This window comes from Pseudomonas sp. Hz4, from assembly GCF_054898165.1.
In genome coordinates this window covers 992,595-1,011,450 of record NZ_CM142719.1, presented here as the reverse complement: position 1 = coordinate 1,011,450, position 18,856 = coordinate 992,595, and the positions used below count along the sequence as shown (strand labels likewise).

Annotated in this window: 12 protein-coding genes and 1 pseudogene; 3 read left to right on the top strand and 10 right to left on the bottom strand. The window is 60.0% G+C overall.

All coding sequences use genetic code 11. The annotated features are described in order from the left end of the window. Nucleotides 1-45 precede the first annotated feature (45 nt). From ACYZTR_RS04480 to ACYZTR_RS04460, 5 genes and pseudogenes are all read right to left on the bottom strand, one after another. Nucleotides 46-1,491 carry a SulP family inorganic anion transporter gene (locus ACYZTR_RS04480; RefSeq protein WP_461976784.1) on the bottom strand — a complete coding sequence of 482 codons (1,446 nt, stop codon included), beginning with the start codon at nucleotides 1,489-1,491 and terminating at the stop codon, nucleotides 46-48. 121 nt (nucleotides 1,492-1,612) lie between these two features. Further along, nucleotides 1,613-1,732: pseudogene (locus tag ACYZTR_RS04475) on the bottom strand (NAD-dependent epimerase/dehydratase family protein); the annotation flags it as partial. A 2-nt stretch (nucleotides 1,733-1,734) separates the two neighbouring features. Further along, nucleotides 1,735-2,646 carry a LysR substrate-binding domain-containing protein gene (locus tag ACYZTR_RS04470; protein ID WP_461976782.1) on the bottom strand — a complete coding sequence of 304 codons (912 nt, stop codon included), beginning with the start codon at nucleotides 2,644-2,646 and terminating at the stop codon, nucleotides 1,735-1,737. A gap of 57 nt (nucleotides 2,647-2,703) precedes the next feature. Continuing rightward, nucleotides 2,704-3,294 carry an NAD(P)H-dependent oxidoreductase gene (locus tag ACYZTR_RS04465; RefSeq protein WP_461976780.1) on the bottom strand — a complete coding sequence of 197 codons (591 nt, stop codon included), beginning with the start codon at nucleotides 3,292-3,294 and terminating at the stop codon, nucleotides 2,704-2,706. A 202-nt stretch (nucleotides 3,295-3,496) separates the two neighbouring features. Continuing rightward, nucleotides 3,497-4,261 (bottom strand): sulfite exporter TauE/SafE family protein, encoded by a 765-nt coding sequence (locus ACYZTR_RS04460; protein ID WP_461976778.1) that lies wholly within the window; start codon nucleotides 4,259-4,261, stop codon nucleotides 3,497-3,499. A gap of 146 nt (nucleotides 4,262-4,407) precedes the next feature. Here ACYZTR_RS04460 and ACYZTR_RS04455 point away from each other — a divergent pair, with 146 nt between their 5' ends. Continuing rightward, complete coding sequence (locus ACYZTR_RS04455) at nucleotides 4,408-5,292, top strand: LysR family transcriptional regulator (protein WP_461976776.1); 885 nt, start codon at nucleotides 4,408-4,410, stop codon at nucleotides 5,290-5,292. 271 nt (nucleotides 5,293-5,563) lie between these two features. Beyond that, entirely contained in the window at nucleotides 5,564-5,908 is a 345-nt protein-coding gene (locus ACYZTR_RS04450) for a cupin domain-containing protein (protein WP_007946320.1), read from the top strand. Between the two features lie 45 nt (nucleotides 5,909-5,953). On the opposite strand, the gene mmsB is transcribed toward ACYZTR_RS04450, so the two are convergent. Together mmsB and ACYZTR_RS04440 are read right to left on the bottom strand one after the other, a co-directional pair. Beyond that, nucleotides 5,954-6,841, bottom strand: a complete 888-nt coding sequence (mmsB, locus tag ACYZTR_RS04445) for a 3-hydroxyisobutyrate dehydrogenase (protein ID WP_461976774.1) — start codon at nucleotides 6,839-6,841, stop codon at nucleotides 5,954-5,956. Nucleotides 6,842-6,851: 10 nt separating this feature from the next. Next, the gene (locus tag ACYZTR_RS04440) at nucleotides 6,852-8,378 is read right to left on the bottom strand and encodes a CoA-acylating methylmalonate-semialdehyde dehydrogenase (RefSeq protein ID WP_461976772.1); all 1,527 of its coding nucleotides are present in this window, start codon (nucleotides 8,376-8,378) and stop codon (nucleotides 6,852-6,854) included. Between the two features lie 163 nt (nucleotides 8,379-8,541). Between ACYZTR_RS04440 and ACYZTR_RS04435 the strand changes: the two genes are divergently transcribed. Then, nucleotides 8,542-9,489: a LysR family transcriptional regulator gene (locus tag ACYZTR_RS04435; RefSeq protein ID WP_461976770.1), complete on the top strand. Its 948-nt coding sequence runs from the start codon at nucleotides 8,542-8,544 to the stop codon at nucleotides 9,487-9,489. Nucleotides 9,490-9,535: 46 nt separating this feature from the next. Here the strand turns inward: ACYZTR_RS04435 and recD are convergent, their stop codons facing one another. From recD to recC, 3 genes are read right to left on the bottom strand one after another with little or no spacing between them, the layout of a single operon-like run. After that, nucleotides 9,536-11,644 carry an exodeoxyribonuclease V subunit alpha gene (gene recD / locus ACYZTR_RS04430; RefSeq protein WP_461976768.1) on the bottom strand — a complete coding sequence of 703 codons (2,109 nt, stop codon included), beginning with the start codon at nucleotides 11,642-11,644 and terminating at the stop codon, nucleotides 9,536-9,538. Next, entirely contained in the window at nucleotides 11,641-15,327 is a 3,687-nt protein-coding gene (gene recB, locus ACYZTR_RS04425) for an exodeoxyribonuclease V subunit beta (protein WP_461976766.1), read from the bottom strand. The genes recD and recB overlap by 4 nt, the downstream gene beginning before the upstream one ends. Beyond that, nucleotides 15,327-18,776: an exodeoxyribonuclease V subunit gamma gene (gene recC, locus ACYZTR_RS04420; RefSeq protein WP_461976764.1), complete on the bottom strand. Its 3,450-nt coding sequence runs from the start codon at nucleotides 18,774-18,776 to the stop codon at nucleotides 15,327-15,329. The genes recB and recC overlap by 1 nt, the downstream gene beginning before the upstream one ends. Between the last annotated feature and the right edge of the window lie 80 nt (nucleotides 18,777-18,856).

Genomic DNA, 18,856 nt, shown 5'->3' with positions numbered 1-18,856 from the left:
GAGCGTCCCGGACGGCATTCCCACGCGGAGCGTGGGAACGATCAATCAGTCGTGATTCACGCGAGCGCGTTTGAGCAGTTTCTTGCAGCGTTCGGACAAGTGCAGCACACGCAGGTGCTTGCCTGCCTTCGAGTAGCGTTCACGCAGCGTTTTGAGCGCGGCGATCGCCGAGTAGTCGACGAAGCTCAGGTGGCGACAATCGATCGTTACTACGGGTGGGTCGTTAGCGGGGTCGAACTGATTGAGGAAAGGTGCAGTCGAGGCGAAGAACAGCGTGCCATGCAGGTGGTAGAGCTTGCTGCCATCGGCTTCGATATGAGCGTCGGCATAAAGCTCGCGGGCCTGTTGCCAGGCAAAGTTGAGCGCCGCAATGATGATCCCGCAGAGCACCGCAGTCGCCAGATCGGTGAACACCGTAATCACCGTTACCGCGATGATCACCAACACGTCGTTCAGCGGCACTTTGTTCACCACCCGTAACGAAGCCCATGCGAAGGTCTGCTGCGACACCACGAACATCACCCCGACCAATGCCGCCAGCGGGATGCGCTCGATCAGCGGTGAGAGGAAGAGGATGAACAGCAAAATCATCACCCCGGCCACCACACCGGACAGCCGACCGCGACCGCCGGAACTGAGGTTGATCACGGTCTGGCCAATCATCGCGCAGCCACCCATGCCGCCCAATGCGCCGGAGACCATATTGGCCGCCCCCAGCGCCACGCACTCCCGATCCGGGAAGCCACGGCTTTCGGTGATCTCGTCAGTGAGGTTCAGGGTCAGCAGGGTTTCCAGCAAGCCGACCAACGCCATCAATATCGCGTAGGGGGCGATGATGTGCAGGGTTTCCAGGGTCCAAGGGAGGTCTGGCAGCGCAAAGGTCGGCAAGCCACCGGCGATGTGCGCCATGTCGCCCAAGGTGCGGGTCGGCAGACCGAGCAGATACACCGCCAGACCCACGCCCAGGATCGCCACCAGCGCCGGCGGCACGGTACGCGTCAGGCGCGGCAGCAAGTAGACGATGGCCATCGTCACGGCAACCAGCCCTGCCATGAGGTACAGCGGCGTGCCGCTGAGCCAGACGTCACCGCTCTTGAAATGTTCCAACTGCGCCAGGGCAATGATGATCGCCAGGCCGTTAACGAAGCCGAGCATCACCGGATGCGGCACCATCCGCACCAGCTTGCCCAGCTTCAGCAGCCCGAACGCCAGCATGATCAACCCACCCAGCAACACGGTGGCCAGCAAGTACTGCACACCGTGCTGTACCACCAACGCGACGATCACCACCGCCATCGAACCGGCAGCACCAGACACCATGCCCGGCCGCCCGCCGAAGAGCGCGGTCAAAGTGCAAATGATGAAAGCGCCGTAAAGCCCCATCAACGGATTGAGATGAGCAACCAGCGCGAAGGCGATGCATTCGGGTAACAGGGCGAAAGACGTGGTGAGCCCGGCCAGGACATCGGCGCGCAGACGTTTGGGTTTCATGGCTTACCTAAAATACAGGCGGGAAAAGAGGGAGCGGATGTTACGGAATTGAGGGCGGCCCGGCCAGTTATTGGACTGCTGAAAACGCCTTCGCGAGCAAGCCCGCTTCCACAGTTGATCGCTCACCCAGGTTCAGCGCTTGGGCAATCGCAGTGGTCATGTCGATGAACGACGCTTCAGCGCTTTCAACAAAGTAGAGCGTGCCCGGTACGTTTTTGCTCAGCGCCAGCAGGTACAGGGAAATCAGCCTTTGAAGTCCGCATTCGCATAAGCCGCCAATTTGCCCTGGATGAAGTCCAGGAAGCATTGAATCCGCAGCGCAAGTTGCGAGTTACGGTAGTACACCGCATTGATTGGCTGGCGATAGCCGCTGTTGAAATCCGCCAGAAGCACCTGCAAGCGTCCGGCACGGAGGTCATCAATCGTCATGAAATGCGACAGGCAGGCAATGCCCTGACCTTCCAGCGCCAAGTGCCTGATCGTCTCGCCGCTGGACGCGCTGATTGAAGCCTGAATTGGCCAACGATCACCGTGGACGTAGCGCAGCGGCCATTGGTTGAGACCTTCGTTGTGGGTAAAGCCCAGCAGCGTGTGCCCGGACAAATCCGCCACTTCAGCCGGTACACCGTGTTGTTCAAGATAAGTCGGGCTGGCGACGATGTGCAGCGGACTGCATCCCAACGAGCGGGCATGCAGCGTCGAGTCGGCCAAGGCGCCGATACGGATGGCGACGTCGGTGCTTTGCTCGAGCAAATCGATGATCAGATCGTTGCTGTTGAGCTCCAGTTGGATGTCGGGATAGAGCCGGCGGAACTCATCGATGTAGGGCACGATGGCGTGCAGCATGAACGGCGAGGCAGCGTTGATGCGCAGACGCCCGGATGGGGTTTGCTGGCGTGAGGTCAGGCGTTCTTCGAGCTCGTCCATCTGATCGAGAATCAGCTTGGCGTGCTCGAAGAAGTACTTGCCCTCCTCGGTCAGGTCCATGCGCCGCGTGGTGCGGTTGATCAGCGTGGTATCGAGTTTCGCCTCCAGCCGCGACAACGTGCGACTGACCGCCGAAGGCGTTTGCCCGACCTGCTCGGCCGCCGCCGAAATCGACCCGCATTCAATCACGCAGACGAAAATCTGCAACTCGTCGGATCTGGCTTTCACGGATGCCCCTCATTCAAAACTGGCTTGATAGTAGCTGGATGCGGGGCAAAAGGAACCTTACGCCGGTAGGCCGAACACCTCCGTCAAATGCTGCTCATAGCGCGCTACATCAGCTTCGACATTTGGACGCTTCATCACATCAACGCACAGGAATGTCGGTAAGCCGGTCATGCCGAGGAAGGTGTTGGCCTTGTGGAACGGGAAGTACACCGCGTCCACGCCTTGGGATTCGAAGAAGTCGGTCGGGTCGTCGAAGGCTTGCTGCGGGGCGTTCCAGGTCAGCGAAAGCATGTACTGCTTACCGTGCAACAGGCCGCCGCTGCCATACTTTTGCGAGGCGTCGGAACGGGTACGGCCGTCGTTGGCGTAGAGGCTGCCATGGCCTTCGGTGAAGACTTCGTCGATGTACTTTTTCACGGTCCAGGGCGCGCCCATCCACCAGCCGGGCATCTGATAAATGATCACGTCGGCCCAGAGGAATTTGGCGACTTCTTCGGCGACGTCGTAACCCTCGTCGATGAAGGTGGCTTTCACGTCGACACCGCCACGATCCAGCACGCTCAGCGCAGCTTCATGCAGGGTGGCGTTGTAGCGGCCATCGGAGTGGGCAAATTTTTTGCCGCCATTGAGCAATAGAACTTTTTTCATGTGAAGTCTCAGAAAGTTGGAATTCGATGGCGGCAGCTTAGCGATCTGCCTCGCGCGGAATAAGCGCTCAATTCACAAAATTCATTTGACCAATACGCACGAATCGTCCGGCGATTGTTGCCATACACTTGTGTCGATTCTGAACTTGAGGAGATTTCTGATGAGTGAAATGCAAGGCTTCATCCTGCACGCCAAGACCCGGCTACCCGCTGATCAGCAAGTGGCCGCCAAGCACGCCGAGGCCGATGAAGAACACGCGCTTGAACAGCACGGCGCTGATCCGCTGGCGCAGCCATTGCCCCAGCAACATGCCAAGCACCGCCGGGATCAGCGCCAGCAACGACGCACTTAACTCCCCACCGCCCAGTGCGCCGCGCCATAACAGGCCGGCGGCCAAGGCCAGGGTCGAAACGGTGAACGACAGACCCAGCGCCTGCACCAGTTCATCTTTCCTCAAGCCCAGCGCGTGCAGATAAGGCACTGCCGGAATCACGAAGACGCCGGTGGCCGAGGTGATGACGCCCGTCAACACGCCGCAAAGTGGACCGAGCCAACGCTCGGTGTGACTGCCGACACGCAAGGTCGGCAGGAACAACCCGCTCAACGCATAGAGCAACAGCGCAGCGCCCAACCCCCGCACGACCCAATGACCATCGGCCATGCCGATCCACAACGTGCCGGCTCCGGTGCCGATGAAAATCGCCAACAACATCGGCCACAACCGTTTGATCAAGCCTCGCAAATGCCCGCCGAATGCCAGTTGCCAGACGTTGGTGAGCGTCGCGGGGATGATCAGCAGCGCGGCAGCCTGCGACGGAGCCATAGCCAGACCGAGCAAGCCCATCGCGATGGTCGGCAAACCGAGGCCGATCACGCCCTTGATCATGCCGGCCAGCAGAAAAGTAGCGATGACCATCAATGAAAGGGCCAGACCGAGGTTTTGATAGAACGCGGCGAGTGTATTCATGGCGCTATCCTGAGCCCGGATTGGCCATATGAACATCTGCCATATACTGAGGCAGCCTCTTGCCAAGCAAGAGACATGATCGTTCCCACGCTCTGCGTGGGAATCCAGCCCGTGACGCTCCGCGTCAACGATCTTCGGGACATAACATGCACTTCGACCTGACCGACCTGCGCCTCTACTTGAACATCCTCGACAGCGGCAATATCACCGCCGGCGCGGCTCGCAGCCATTTGTCCCTCGCGGCGGCGAGTGCGCGCATCCGCGCCATGGAGGCGTCCTTGGGTATTGAATTTCTGGACCGCGGTCGCCGTGGCGTCACGCCCACATCTGCCGGCAAAGCGTTGGCGCAACACGCCCGTGTCCTGTTGCAACAGGCCGAACGCATGCAGCAAGACTTGGCCGAGTACGCCAAAGGCGTTAAAGGTCAGGTGCGACTTTTGTGCAACACCACGGCGATCACCGAATACCTGCCGGAGTTGCTCGCAGACTTTCTGCACGACCACCCCAATCTCGACATCGACCTGCAAGAACTGCCCAGTGCACGCATCACCCACGCCCTGCGCCAAGGTGCGGCGGACCTGGGTATCGTGTCCGACGCCGTGGACACCGATGGCCTGCAGACCCGCGCTTTTTGCGACGATCCGCTGGTACTGATCCTACCCCGCGACCATCCTTTAGCCGACATCGAATCTTTAAGCTTTAACGACACCTTGCACCACGACTACGTCGGTCTGAACGCCAACAGCGCCTTGGCCGTGTACCTCGAAGAACAGGCACTGCACGCAGGTGTACGCCTGCAGATCCGCATCCGCGTCGACGGTTTTGACGGCGTGATACGCATGGTTGCTCGGGGCGCGGGGCTGGCGATCGTGCCCCTCGCGGCGGTTGAGCGCTGGCGCGGTGAAAAATCCTTTAAGAGCCTCGTCCTGCAAGAACCTTGGGCTATGCGCAAACTCCGGCTCTGTGCCCGGGACTTTGCGACGCTGCCCGGTTATGCCAAGGCCTTGCTGCACGCCTTGACTCTCTCCTGAGGGGCAGACTTTACCCTTGAGCTTGGCTCAGCAGGCCATCGATGCCAAGAAGCGCTAAATCAGCGAACGGATTGCCGCGCTCACGCAGCAACACGAGCAACTGGTCGAGTTCGAAGCCAGCCTAGAACAGGCCAGGGCCGATTGCCCGCTGGAAAGTCTTTGAGGGTGCTGCGCGTTTCTGGACACCTCAATGTCGAGTACAGACAACTGACCGGTGCATGGGCGCTATAGGGTGCGACTTCAGTTCTTAGACCCACGATCCGGAGTCCACATGACCGCACCTATTACCGTTCTTCGCGATACCCATCCACTGCCGGTGCTTGACGCCTGCAAATGGGAAAAACTCGAAGGCGACCCGCACACCGTCAACCTCAACGCCTACACCAGCGAAGACGGCAGCAAGATCATGGGCACCTGGATCTGCACGCCGGGCAAGTGGTATGTGGAATATGTGAAGTGGGAATACTGCGATTTCCGCGAGGGGTACTGCATCATCACCCCAGAGGGAAAGGAGCCGATCCATCTGCGCGCCGGTGATATTTTCGTCATTGAGCCGGGGATGAAAGGCACGTGGGAAGTGGTTGAAACCGTGCGCAAGTATTTCGTGTTTGCCTGATGCAAAAACCGGGAACCCGCCCGACGCGGATTCCCGGAAAACCCCTTATTGGGGTTTGCGATAGCTGTTGATGATCGCCGAGAAGTCCTTGCCACCTTCCCCACGCTGACTCATCGCCTGGTACAACTGCTGGGCCACCGCGCCGAGCACCACCGGTTGGTGCGCCTGACGTGCCGCTTCAGTGGCCAGCCCCAGATCCTTGAGCATCAGTTCGGCACCGAAACCACCGGTATAGCCACGCGAGGCCGGCGCCGTTTCGACGATGCCGGGCCACGGGTTGTACATCTCCGAACTCCAGCAACGGCCGGTCGAACTGTTGATGATCCCGGCCAGCACCGTTGTGTCGATGCCGAGAGCATCACCCAGCGCCATGGCTTCACTGACACCGACCATGGAGATCGCCAGCAGCAGGTTGTTGCAGATCTTGGCGATTTGCCCGGTGCCGACTTCGCCGCAATGGACGATGTTGCGGCCCATCTGCGCCAGCACCGGTTGCAGGGTAGCGAACAATTCGGGGGTGGCGCCGACCATAAACGTCAGGGTCCCGGCAGTTGCACCGCCGGTACCGCCAGAGACCGGTGCATCCGCCATGTCCACGCCTTGCTTGGCCGCCGCCGCGGCGACATCACGCGCCGTCTGCGGATCGATGGTGCTGCAATCCACTGCCGGCACGCCCCTGGCGATACCCGCCAGCACGCCGTCTTCACCCAACCATACGCTGCGCACATGCACAGCGGCTGGCAGCATGGTGATCACCAGTTCTGCACCTTGCGCCGCTTCACGCGCCGAAGCGCTAATGCTGCCGCCCAGTTGCTCCAGCTCTGCCAGAACGGTTTTGTTCAGGTCAACCAGCCGCAGTGAGTGGCCAGCCTTGATCAGGTTGCGCGCCATCGGCGCGCCCATGTTGCCGAGACCGATAAAAGCGATTTTCATGTCCGGCTCCTTAACGCAAGTTGATGGTGGTGTTCACACCGTCGTTGACGCTGTCGTCATCGAACCAGCGACTGGTGACAGTCTTGGTCTGAGTGTAGAACTGCACCACTTGCTTGCCATACGGACCGAGGTCGCCGAGTTTGGACCCGCGCGAACCGGTGAAGCTGAAAAACGGGACCGGCACCGGAATCGGGATGTTGATGCCGACCTGGCCGACGTCGATTTCCGTCTGGAATTTACGCGCCGCCGCCCCGCTTTGGGTAAACAGGCCCGTGCCGTTGCCGAACGGATTGGCGTTGACCAGTGCAATGGCTTCATCGAGGGTGTCGACTTCCAGCACGACCAGCACCGGACCGAAGATTTCCTGGGTGTAGATCTGCATCTCGGGCGTCACGCCGGAGAACAGGGTCGGGCCGACAAAGTTGCCTTTTTCGAAACCTGGAACGGTCACGTCGCGACCATCCAGCTCAAGCTTGGCGCCTTCCTTGATGCCACTTTCGATCAGATCGAGAATCCGCGCCTTCGCACGTTTGGAAATCACCGGCCCCACATCAGTGCCCGGCTCGCTGCCGGCGTTCACTGTGAGTTTCTGCGCCAGCGCTTTCAGGTCAGGCAGCCACTGCTTGGCCGCGCCCACCAGCACCACCACGGACGTGGCCATGCAGCGTTGGCCGGCGGCACCGAAACCAGCACCCACCAGCGCATTGAGCGCTTGTACGCGATTGGCATCCGGCAGCACCACGGCATGGTTCTTCGCACCCATCATCGATTGCACGCGTTTGCCGTGTTTGCCGGCCAGGTCGTAGACGTGAGTGCCGACGGCGGTCGAACCGACAAAGGAAACAGCCTTGATGTCTTTATGTGTGCAAAGCGCGTCCACCACATCCTTGCCGCCATGAACGACGTTAAGCACGCCTGCTGGAACGCCGGCCTCGATCGCCAGTTCCACCAGCAGCATGGTCGACATCGGGTCCTGTTCGGACGGCTTGAGCACGAAGGTGTTGCCGCAGGCGATGGCCATCGGGAACATCCACAGCGGAATCATTGCCGGGAAGTTGAACGGGGTGATGCCGGCGCAGACGCCGATGGGCTGACGCAGGGTGTAGGTATCGACGCCGCCAGCGACGTTCTCGGCGAACTCGCCCATTTGCAGGCTGCCGATGGAACAGGCGTGTTCGACCACTTCCAGGCCGCGGAAGATATCGCCTTCAGCGTCGGCGATGGTTTTGCCTTGCTCATTGCTGAGCACCACGGCGATACGCTTGGAGTGTTCGCGGATCAACGCCTGGAGCTTGAGCATGATGCGCATCCGCGCGCCGATCGGCGTCAGCTTCCAGGTCTGGAAGGCGCGATGGGCGGCGCTGATCGCGGCATCGACTTCCTGCGCGGTTGCGAACGGTACTTTCGCCAGCACTTGCTGGGTCGCCGGGTTGACGATGTCGTGCCACTCGGTGGTCTGGGACTCGACCCACTCGCCGTCGATCAACAGCTTTACCGTTTGGACAGTGGTTTCGTTTGGCGTGAGCGATGCGTTCATGTTGGGTCTCCGGGACGTTGTTCTTATTTAGAGAGCTATCTTGGGAGCCAAGGCGAGAAAGTCGCCTTGAGATGAGGCGTGTGTCGCGAATTGGTTGTCGGACTGTTTTTGGAGTATAGATGTGCAAACTTCTAATAAGAACGCACATAAAAGCCGGTCCATCATGCAAAAAAACATCACGTCTTTAGGCTCGCTGAACTGGGACGACCTCAAGTTTTTCCTTGAAGTCGCCCGCACCCGCAAGGCCAGCACCGCGGCCAAGCGCCTTTCAGTCGATTACACCACCGTGTCGCGGCGCATCAGCTCGCTGGAAGCGGCGCTGGGGACTTTGCTGTTTGAGAAATCCCGGACCAGCGGTTTTGTCCTGACCGCCGAAGGCCAGCGGTTGCTTGGTTACGCCGAGTCGATTGAAAGCACGCTGCACATGGCCTGCGAACAGGTTTCGGGGTCCGGGGTGGCGTTATCCGGGCATGTGCGAATGGGCTGCACCGAAGGCTTCGGCAGTTTTTTCATCACCCCGCAGCTGAGCCATTTCGTCGATGCCTACCCGGCGATCTCGGTGGATATCCTGCCGTTGCCGCACTTCATCAGCCTGTCCAAGCGCGAGGCCGACATCGTCATTGCCCTGGAGCGCCCGGAGCATGGTCCGTACGTCTGCTGCAAACTCTGTGACTACCGATTACAGCTCTACGCGACCCAGGATTATCTCGACAAGCATCCACCCATCCGCCGCCCGACAGACTTGGGTAAACATTCATTCATTAGTTACGTCGACGATCTGGCGTTCAGCTCGGAGCTGTTGTATCTGGCGAATGTGTTGCCCGGCGCCAGTGCCAATTTGCGCAGCACCAGTGTAATCGCACAATTCGTGGCCGCGCAGCAAGGCCGGTCGCTGGCGATTCTGCCGTGCTTCCTGGCGGCCCAGGATCCACGTTTACTGCCGGTGTTACCGGAAGAGATCAACATCACTCGGCAGTTCTGGATGTACTGTCGCGAGGACCTGCGCAAGCTCAAGCGGATCACATTGTTGTGGGACTACATTCGCGCGGTCACTGAGCAGAATCAGGGTCTGTTGATGGGTGAAAGTCGGGAGACGCTGTTCGCCGATTAGTCGGCGCCCACCACGAGCGTTTTTTTGCGCAGCGCAGAGAAAGCTGTCAATGACGTGTTTCAACACCCTCTTCCAGTTCCAGCATCAACCCGCTCAAACGCTTGACCTTGCGCCGCACCGCCTCTTCAAATACGCCGGGACGAGGCTCGATCAGGGTGAACCAGTTTTTGGCCCGGGTAATCCCGGTATAGATCAGTTCCTTAGTGAGTACAGGGTTCAAGGCATCCGGCAGAATCAACGCCGTGTGGGCAAATTCCGAGCCTTGGGATTTGTGCACCGTCATCGCGTACACGGTTTCGACATCATTGAGCCGGCTCGGCAGAACAAACCGTACGCCGCCCTGACCATCATTGCGCGGGAACGCCACACGCAACACCTGCTTCCCGGCCTCCGGCCCATCACGTTCCGGTAGCTTGAGCGCAATGCCGATGTCGCCGTTCATCAAACCCAGACCATAATCGTTGCGGGTCATCAGCACCGGCCGACCTTCGTACCACTGCTGGTCGCTGTCGATCAGCCGAGCTTTGAGCAGCGCGGCGGTCACGCGTTGATTCAAACCTTCCACGCCCCACGGCCCTTTGCGTACGGCGCACAACAACTGGAAGGCGTCGAAAGCTTGCAACACCTGCCGAGCCCAATCGGTCCAGCAGGGATCATTCAGCGTGCTGTCGAGCGGTGGTCGCAGGCTGCGCAAGAGACTCAGGTAATGCCGATAACCCTGGGGTCCATCGCCATGCCCCTCAAGCAACAAGCGCTCCAATGCCCGGTCCTGCTCCCCCTTGAGGGACAGGGAAAACACGTCGTCATGACTTCGAGCCGCCAACAACTTTCGAGCTTCTTCGGGTTGCTGCTGGTTAACCCAACGAGCCAGTTGACCGATACCGCTGCCCTCGCCGAACCGGCGTGAATGACGCAGCATCACCACTTGCTGGGCCAGGGGATGTGCCCCTTGGGTGTCTTCCTGCAAACCGCTGGCATCCAGGCTTTCACCACTGACCGCTTGCAGCCACAGGCGAGTCTGTGGGCTGTACCAACCGGCCTCGGCGTCGCGGCACAGGTCACCCAGAACAGCGCCGGCCTCCACCGATGCCAGTTGATCCTTGTCACCGAGCAGTACCAGGCGGGCATGGGCCGGCATCGCGTCGAGCAGATTGGCCATCATTTCCAGATCGATCATCGAGGCTTCGTCCACCACCAGCACATCCAGCGGCAAGGGATTACCGGCGTGGTGACGGAAGTGTCGAGTACCGGGACGACTGCCGAGCAGACGGTGCACGGTGGTGACGTCTGACGGGATCTTCACCCGTACGGTTTCATCGATTTCCAGGGTCCTGACCTGCTGACTGATGGACTCCGTCAGTCGGGCTGCAGCCTTGCCGGTGGGTGCAGCGAGACGGATGCGCAACGGCTTGCCCGCCTCGACTGCCGGCGCCTGGAGCAACGCCAGCAAACGCACGACCGTCGTCGTCTTGCCGGTCCCCGGGCCACCGGTGATGATGCTGAAGGCGCTACGGGTAGCGAGGGCACAGGCGAGTTTCTGCCAGTCGATCACTTCGCCGGGCTTTGCTTGGCCGAACAAACGGGTGAGGCGTTGGGACACATCATCCGGTGTGGTTTCGTGTTCCGCCAGGCGTTGGCGCAGCGAGTTGTCGATACGCCGTTCATAAGCCCAGTAGCGACGCAGGTACAGGCGTTTACCCGATAACACCAATGGCCGATGCTGCGCCGCCTCACAGCCGTCGACCGCCAATGCGACCAGGCTGCTGGAGGCCAGGACCTTGCACCAATGGGCACCGTCCAGCGCCTCAAGCAATTGCGACGGCAGCAACATCGCGCCACTTTGCAGATCGCCTTCCGGTGGCAGCGACAGGGCGAAGTCCGGCGCCTTGAGCGTCTCGAACACATCCAGGCACACATGACCGTGGCCCAGTTGATGACTGGCCAACGCGGCGGCCAGCAGCACCAGCGGATCATCGCTGGGGGCCAGTTCATGAAGAAAAGCGACGAAGGCTTTATCCAGCGCTCGCAGCCAGCCGCGCTCAACCCAGCGTGTCAGCAATAGCAGCAAATCATCGGCGCGACTCAACGGCGCCAGATCGGCCAGGCTTTCGGCTGTCAACGAAGTGGGCAGCAAATCAGCGAAGGTGCGATTCATAGCAAAACTCCCTGTTCCCAGGCGGGTTCGGCCTTGGGTTCTGGCTTACCCTGGAACAGCCGGTCCAGACGCTCGATCAGCTCTCTTGGAGGACGGGCGAAATACACGCCTTGGCTGGGTGCGCGTGTACCGCGCAGAAACAGGTATAGCGCACCGCCGACATGCCGGTCGTAATCGTAATCGGCAATTCGCGCCTTGAGCTGGCGATGCAGGGCCAACAGGTACAGCACATACTGCAGGTCGTAACGGTTGTCGAGAATCGACTGCTCCATGGCCTGTTCGGTGTAGGCCGCATCATCGACGCCCAGCCAGTTGGATTTGTAGTCGGCGACATAGTAGCGGCCGTCGTGCTCGAACGTCAGGTCGATGAAGCCTTTGAACATGCCATTGAGCAACACCGGCTCGGCAGCCACCCGGGCGACGCCGTTGTGGGTGTATTGGCGCACCAGTTCATCGAGCTTGAGCACATCGACCTTGTGGCTGGCGAACCAGAACTCCATCTCGACCCGGTACTGGGTCAGTTGCTCAAAGACCACGGGGGCCTGCCCGTTGCCGATACGCAGCGGGGACGCGAGCAGGTGCTGCAGCCAGTCGTTCAGGGCAGTTATCCAGCCCTCCCAGCCACGGCGGTTGCAGCGACGGGCAATGGCGTCTTCCACCGCTTGCGGGGTGGCGGCAAAACCTTCGTCGCCGGCCCATTCGAGCAAACCATGGAGAAAGGTGCCGGGGTTCGGGCCACGAGGGAATCGATGGATATCAGCGCCGCCGGCCACGACTTCTCGTGGTGCTTGCGGATCGAGGCGTTCGTCGTCGAAGAGCTTTTGCGCTTGCGGGCTCTCCGGTGCTTCATCAGTGCCCACGCTCATGCTGTCGCCAATGCGCAAGGCGCTGTAGGAGGCGATCCACCAGTTTTCGCTGGCCTTGCGTTTGGGTATCAGCGGAGCAAGCAACGTCGCATCGTTGTGCGGCGGTTGGTAGTGCTCGACGATCGCTTCAGGCATTTCACCGTAGCTCAGCGCAGGACAGTCCTGCTGCAGGTCTTCCAGCCAACGCTTCAAATCTGCCGACTCGGCCAATGGTGCACCGCCCCCCAGTAGATAGCCCAATGCGGAAAGATGCAGCACCGAGCTGTTGTTATTGCCGCGCTTGAGATCAGTCACTCCCAGCCAACAGGCGTGTTGCGCACGGGTCAAGGCCACGTAAAGCAAGCGCAAGTCCTCGGCAAGACGCTCATCATCCGCCTGAACAATCAACTCGGCCGTCGGCTTCAAGGTCACTTGGGCCTTGCCCGTGGCGTCGTGGAAATGCAACGGCAGGCGACTGCCATCCACCGGTTTCGCCGAGCAAATGAACGGCAGGAACACCAAGGGATACTCAAGCCCCTTGGACTTGTGAATGGTCACGACTTTGACCAGTTGTTCGTCGCTCTCCAGACGCAGGATCTGCTCTTCGCCGGCTTGACCGGACAACGCCAGATGCTCGGATAAATGACGGATCAGCGCTTGCTCACCATCGAGCTCGGCGGCCGCTTGTTGCAGCAACTCGGACAGGTGCAGCAAATTGGTCAGCACCCGCTCGCCGTCACTGCGCGTGATCAACGCCTGAGGCAGCTGGAAGTCATGCAGCAACCGCCGCAGCATGGGCAACACGCCCTGCTTGCGCCAGAGCTCGCGATAACCGCGGAATTGCATGACCCGCGCCTCCCAGGCCAGTTCGTCCTGATTGAGCCGTTCCAGTTCTGCCAGCGACAGGTTCAGCGTGATGCAGGCCAACGCGGCTCGCAGTGGACGCTCGACATCCGGCTCGGCGCAAGCTTTGAGCCAGGTCAGCAGATCGTGGGCCTCCTGGGCGGCAAACACCGAGTCCTTGTCCGACAGATAAACGCTGCGCACGCCACGAGCGGAGAGTTCGCCACGCACGGCTTGAGCTTCTTTGCCGTCGCGGACCAGGATCGCGATATCCGCTGGCAGCAGCTCTCTGAAGTGCTTGCCGTCCTGTATGAAACCCGCGCGACCTTGTTGCCCGCCGTTGAGCAAAGCGGTGATTTCATTGGCGCAAGTGGCGGCCAATTGTTGTCGGTAAACCGCGCCGGATAATGGTTGCTCGGCGGATAGATGCCAAATGTTCAGGGCGGGCACAACCTGACCGTCGATGTGCAGAACTTCTTTGCGTCCCTGGGATTCGACGGGCAGGAAAGGTACCGGGTTCTCGCCATTCTTTTCACGAAACAGGAACGCGCCGCGTCCGGTCTCGCGAGACTCGGCACGCTCGAACACATGGTTTACCGCACTGACCATGCCATGACTTGAACGGAAATTGGTGCCCAGGGTATGCAGACGGCCAGCGGTGGCCTGGCGAGCGCGCAGGTAGGTATAGATGTCGGCACCACGGAAAGCGTAGATCGCTTGCTTCGGATCGCCGATCAGGAACAGACCGCATTCGGGATTGTTGTCTTCGATGCGATAGATGCTCTCGAAAATCCGGTACTGCACCGGGTCGGTGTCCTGGAACTCGTCGATCAATGCCACCGGGAACTGCTCGCGGATCAAGGTTGCCAGGCGCTCCCCGCCATCGGACTGGAGGGCCGCATCGAGCCGCAGCAACATGTCATCAAAGCCCATTTCTGCGCGGCGACGCTTTTCTTCCTCGAACCGTGTACCGACCCACTGGGCGGTGTGCTGCAACACGACGGCATCAGGAGTCGGCAATCCATCGAGACTGATCTGGAGGCCGGGCATGGCATCCAGTCCCGGATGACGGGGGACTTCGCCCTTCCAGGCTTCAGCCATACCATCAGGAGTCAGGCGCGTGAATCCGGTGCCGATATCCAATTGTTCAAGGGATTCGTCTTCAGCCCAGGCCCTGATCTTTTCGAACCAGGGTTCGAAATAGCGTGCCTGCATTTTTCGACCGTCGACACTCTTGCTCGCGACACCCTCGTGGCAGATGGCAAGCAATTCGTCCGCCCACTGGCGCCAGGGCATCTTGAGTTCGAGCAAGGCTGCCCGTCGCTCTTGCAGACACTCCGTGATCAGCTCGGCAGGCTCTTTACCTTCAACACTGTCTCGCTCACTGGCGAACAAACCACGCACTCGCGGCAGCAATGCCGCCGGACCGCCCCAATTGCCGCGCACCCAGTTCAGCGCATCCCCTTGCATCGGGTAACAGAACCGCCGCCAGTAGTCGCGCAGGACCTCGCCCAGCAAATCGCTGTGATCGGTTTCCAGGGTCTGTGTAAAAAGGCTGCCACTGTCGAACGCGTGCTCGCGCAACATGCGCTGGCACCAACTGTGGATAGTCGAAACTGCCGCCTCGTCCATCCACTGCGCGGCGATGTCCAGGCGGTTTGCGCACCCGGGCCACTGCTCGGGAAGGTACTCCGCACGAAGCTGCGCGATAAGGCTATCGGGCGCCGGTGTTTCATCGCGAAAAAAACGTGCAGCTTCAGCTAGACGTGTGCGGATACGTTCGCGCAATTCTTTGGTCGCGGCATCGGTGAACGTCACGACGAGGATTTGCGGCGGCAACAGTTCACGTCCGAAGCCACTCGACTCTGCGCCGTGGCCAAGGACCAGGCGCAGATAAAGCGCGGAAATGGTGAAGGTCTTGCCGGTCCCGGCGCTCGCCTCGATCAGTTGGCTGCCGCGCAGGGGAAATGCCAAGGCCAGAGGTTTAGTGGTCATCAGCGCGCCTCCTCGCTGTTCAATGAACGCCAAGGCGCTTCAAGCAGTGGCCGATACAATGCGTTGCACCAATCCGGGAACGTTTCGTCTGCGGTAAGCGTGTCGTAGTCGGCGAACTGCCGTGCGAGTGCCGGGCTTTCGCGACGCTCGCCGTCGGTGGTCAGTCCATCGCCCTCATAAGCCTTGCGGGCTGCGGCTTGGGCTTTGACCGGATCCGTTTGACCAAGCCATGCGAAGCCGGTCTTCACCGCAATCGGCAGTGGTTGGCGCATGCCCGTTTGCCAAGCCATTAACAGGTCGCCCAGGATCCGCAAGGCTGCATCCTCCTCCATCGGACCGAGCAGCAGACTGTCGTCACTGGCCACCAACGCGGTGGTCATCGCCATACCACTGGCGCAAGCAACCAGATGATTGACCCATGGCCGTGTCAGCCGATGCCATTTGCGAGACTTGATCGAGCCGATGCTGTTGGGGATTGTAGTGACGGATAGCAAATCACCGTCCGCACGTTGATGCAGGCCGCTGAGCCAACCTTCCAGACGCAGACCCTGCAACTGCAGGTTCACTGGCAGGGCGTTGGTGAGCGGCGTCGGCCATAACGCCAAAAGCTGTTGGTAACGCTGCAGCAGATCCGGCAATGGTTCGATCAACTCTCGCTGAAGGCATTCACCGAATCCGGCCATGGGCAGGAGGCCACTGTTTTGCAGACGTTTTGCCTGTGCTTCCAGCACCTGATCGGTGCTATCCAGATGTCCCAGCGCCGCTTCGAGCAAGCTGTCGCTGAGGCTGTAACGTTGCAACGCGTCGAGTACAAATGGCTCTTCATCAGCCAAGGGCATTTCAGCCGCTTCGAAGTACACCTTCAGTCGCTGACTGAAGAAATGTCGCACAGGATTACGCAAGAAATCCTGCAATTGACCGAGGCTCAGCGGTTCCTCCTGAACGTAGGGATCAAGGACCTCGATATCAGTCGTTTGCGCAAAGGTGTGATGAAGTACCTGCCACTCATTCGCGTAGCTGAACAGGTCATCGCCTTCATGGAAGTAGCGGGCGCTGAAGGGTTGCAGTGGATGTTCCTGAGTGATGGCCTCAAGCAGATCTTCGTCGACATCATGCAGTCGCCAACCGCTGGCCAGATGGTCTCGTAACTGGCCAATCAGTACTGACGCGGGGCGCTCACTGTTATCGCGAATGCTGCGGCCGACCCAACTGATATAGAGTTGGTCACGTGCCGACAACAGAGCTTCCAACAGCAGATAGCGGTCATCTTCGCGTCGGGAGCGATCGCCAGGGCGGTAATCACTGCCCATGAGGTCGAAGTCCAGTGGCGGCTGTGCACGCGGGTAGTCCCCGTCATTCATGCCCAGCAGGCAGACCAGTTTGAACGGGATCGCTCGCATGGGCATCAAGGTGCAGAAGTTAACCGCACCGGCCAGAAAACGCTGGGACAAGCGGCCCTGGTCGAGGCCGGCGAGCCAGGCTTCACGGACCACGGTCAACGGTAGTTCATCATACAAGCCAACTGACTCGCAGGTCTCAAGCCAGGTTTCACGCAGCTCTTCGAGTTGGGCCAACACGTAGTCGTCATGCTCATTACTGGCCAGGAAGAACAGCTGAACCAGTGCATGCAACCGAAAGCCCCATTGTTTGGGGGCAGCGGGTTGAGAGAGTTCCTGGTGGGCAATCTCCAAGGCATCCAGCAGCGCGACCAAAGGCCCAATGAGCGCGGCATCCAGACCACCGATTTCGTCGTAGGGTTCGACACCCTCGCAGGCGCTGGCACTGCCCACGGCATAGCCGAGCAGCATCCGTCGCAGGCCGAAACGCCAACTGTTTTGCTCCAGCTCCTGCGGCAGACCGAGCCCCGCACGCTGCTCGGCATTCATGCCCCAGCGGATGCCAGCGCCTTCGATCCAACGGTGCAGGGTCGGCAGATCGCGTTCCTCTACACCGAAGCGAGCGCGTAGGGCAGGAACATCCAGCAGATCGAGGATCTCGCTCACGGGGAAACGGCTGTCGGGCAGTTTGAGCAGATGCTCGATAGCAATCAGTAGCGGATCACGGCCGCGTTGGCCTTGATCTGCGAGCGTGAACGGAATGAAACGCGGGTCGTGGCGCTCAAGCTGAGCAAACACCGCGCGAATATGGGGTGCGTAGCTGTCGATGTCAGGGACCATCACGATCACATCGCGAGGCCTTAAGTCCGGATCAGCACTGAAGCGTGCGAGCAACTGGTCGTGAAGAATCTCCACTTCGCGCTGGGCACTATGGGCGATGTGAAAACGGATCGATTCGTCGTTCGACGGATCGACAGCCGGCCAGCGCTCGCGAGTCTCGTTCAAGGGACGCAATTCAAGAATGTCGTCCTGCAATTGATTGAGCATGCTCTGTGGTTGGCTATCGCTGAACAGGTCGATACGACCATCGCGGAATGCCGAGCGATAGCTGTTGGGATCGTCGTAGCTGTCGAGCAGATTGATGTAATCTCGCCCCTGCTTGCCCCACGCGGCCAGTAGCGGATGGGCATGCTGATGGAGGGTTTGTGGATCGAGCACAATCGGCATTCCGCTCTTTCGAGCCTGACGCTTGTACTGATGCCGCAACAGATCTTTATCGGCGACGATGTCCGCCCAATGGTGACGACATGGGTTATGTACGCAAAGCAGAACCTGGCTGAACCGGGCCAGTCCCGCAAGTGCTTCCAGGGCTTGAGCGGGCAGTGAAGAAATCCCGAAAACGATCACCCGTGAAGGTAATCCGCTGGGGGCTACGTCGAGGCTGTTGATGCGCTCGATAAACCGTTGATGGACGCCGGCACGGCTTTGCGCCATGCCTTGTTCACCCACATCCAGCAACAGTGCGCGCCACAACTCTGCTTGCCAGCAGTTAGCCGGGGTCAGCGGTTTGGTTTCGCCTCTGCCATTGCGTAATTGATGACGACCTTCTGCCCAGTCTTCAAGCCAGTCGGCCCGATACACCTGGTATTGGTCAAACAAATCCGCCAGCCGCTCGGCCAACTGATAGCGTTTGCGCAAATCGGTGTCATGGGTAAGGAAGCGCTGCAGCGGTTCGAAGTGCGGTTGATTGATCAACTGCGGAAGCAGGCGCATCAGACGCCAGGTCAAGGGCGCTTTATCGAGCAGGGATTTGACCGGGATTTCGTCACGTCCAAGCACCATTCGATAGAGCTGCCACATGAAGCTGCCTGGTAACTGCACGTCGATGGCTGCGGCGATTCCGCACCCGCCCATGTCGTCATCTTCGGGGTCTTCTGCCAGTGCCAGCTTCAGCCATTGGGCGATGCCGTTGCTCTGTACCAAGGCAATTTCATTCTCCAAGGGAGCCAGCGGGTAACGCCGCATCCAGCTGACCACCAGGCTGCGCAACTCGTCCAGGCGGTTGCCGTGAACCACCATAAAACCAGCACTGAGGGACGTCGCGTCCGGCATAAAGGCTTCCTTGGAAAAATACAAAAGCTAGGGCCGAACCTTAGCATTGTCGGGAGACTGTGACAGCCGGGAGCCGTCCG

Bases quoted from the DNA above. Each gene is read 5' to 3' on its own strand.
- ACYZTR_RS04480 (WP_461976784.1), bottom strand. From the start codon at position 1,491: ATGAAACCCAAACGTCTGCGCGCCGATGTCCTGGCCGGGCTCACCACG.
- ACYZTR_RS04465 (WP_461976780.1), bottom strand. From the start codon at position 3,294: ATGAAAAAAGTTCTATTGCTCAATGGCGGCAAAAAATTTGCCCACTCC.
- ACYZTR_RS04460 (WP_461976778.1), bottom strand. From the start codon at position 4,261: ATGAATACACTCGCCGCGTTCTATCAAAACCTCGGTCTGGCCCTTTCA.
- ACYZTR_RS04455 (WP_461976776.1), top strand. From the start codon at position 4,408: ATGCACTTCGACCTGACCGACCTGCGCCTCTACTTGAACATCCTCGAC.
- ACYZTR_RS04450 (WP_007946320.1), top strand. From the start codon at position 5,564: ATGACCGCACCTATTACCGTTCTTCGCGATACCCATCCACTGCCGGTG.
- mmsB (WP_461976774.1), bottom strand. From the start codon at position 6,841: ATGAAAATCGCTTTTATCGGTCTCGGCAACATGGGCGCGCCGATGGCG.
- ACYZTR_RS04440 (WP_461976772.1), bottom strand. From the start codon at position 8,378: ATGAACGCATCGCTCACGCCAAACGAAACCACTGTCCAAACGGTAAAG.
- ACYZTR_RS04435 (WP_461976770.1), top strand. From the start codon at position 8,542: ATGCAAAAAAACATCACGTCTTTAGGCTCGCTGAACTGGGACGACCTC.
- recD (WP_461976768.1), bottom strand. From the start codon at position 11,644: ATGAATCGCACCTTCGCTGATTTGCTGCCCACTTCGTTGACAGCCGAA.
- recB (WP_461976766.1), bottom strand. From the start codon at position 15,327: ATGACCACTAAACCTCTGGCCTTGGCATTTCCCCTGCGCGGCAGCCAA.
- recC (WP_461976764.1), bottom strand. From the start codon at position 18,776: ATGCCGGACGCGACGTCCCTCAGTGCTGGTTTTATGGTGGTTCACGGC.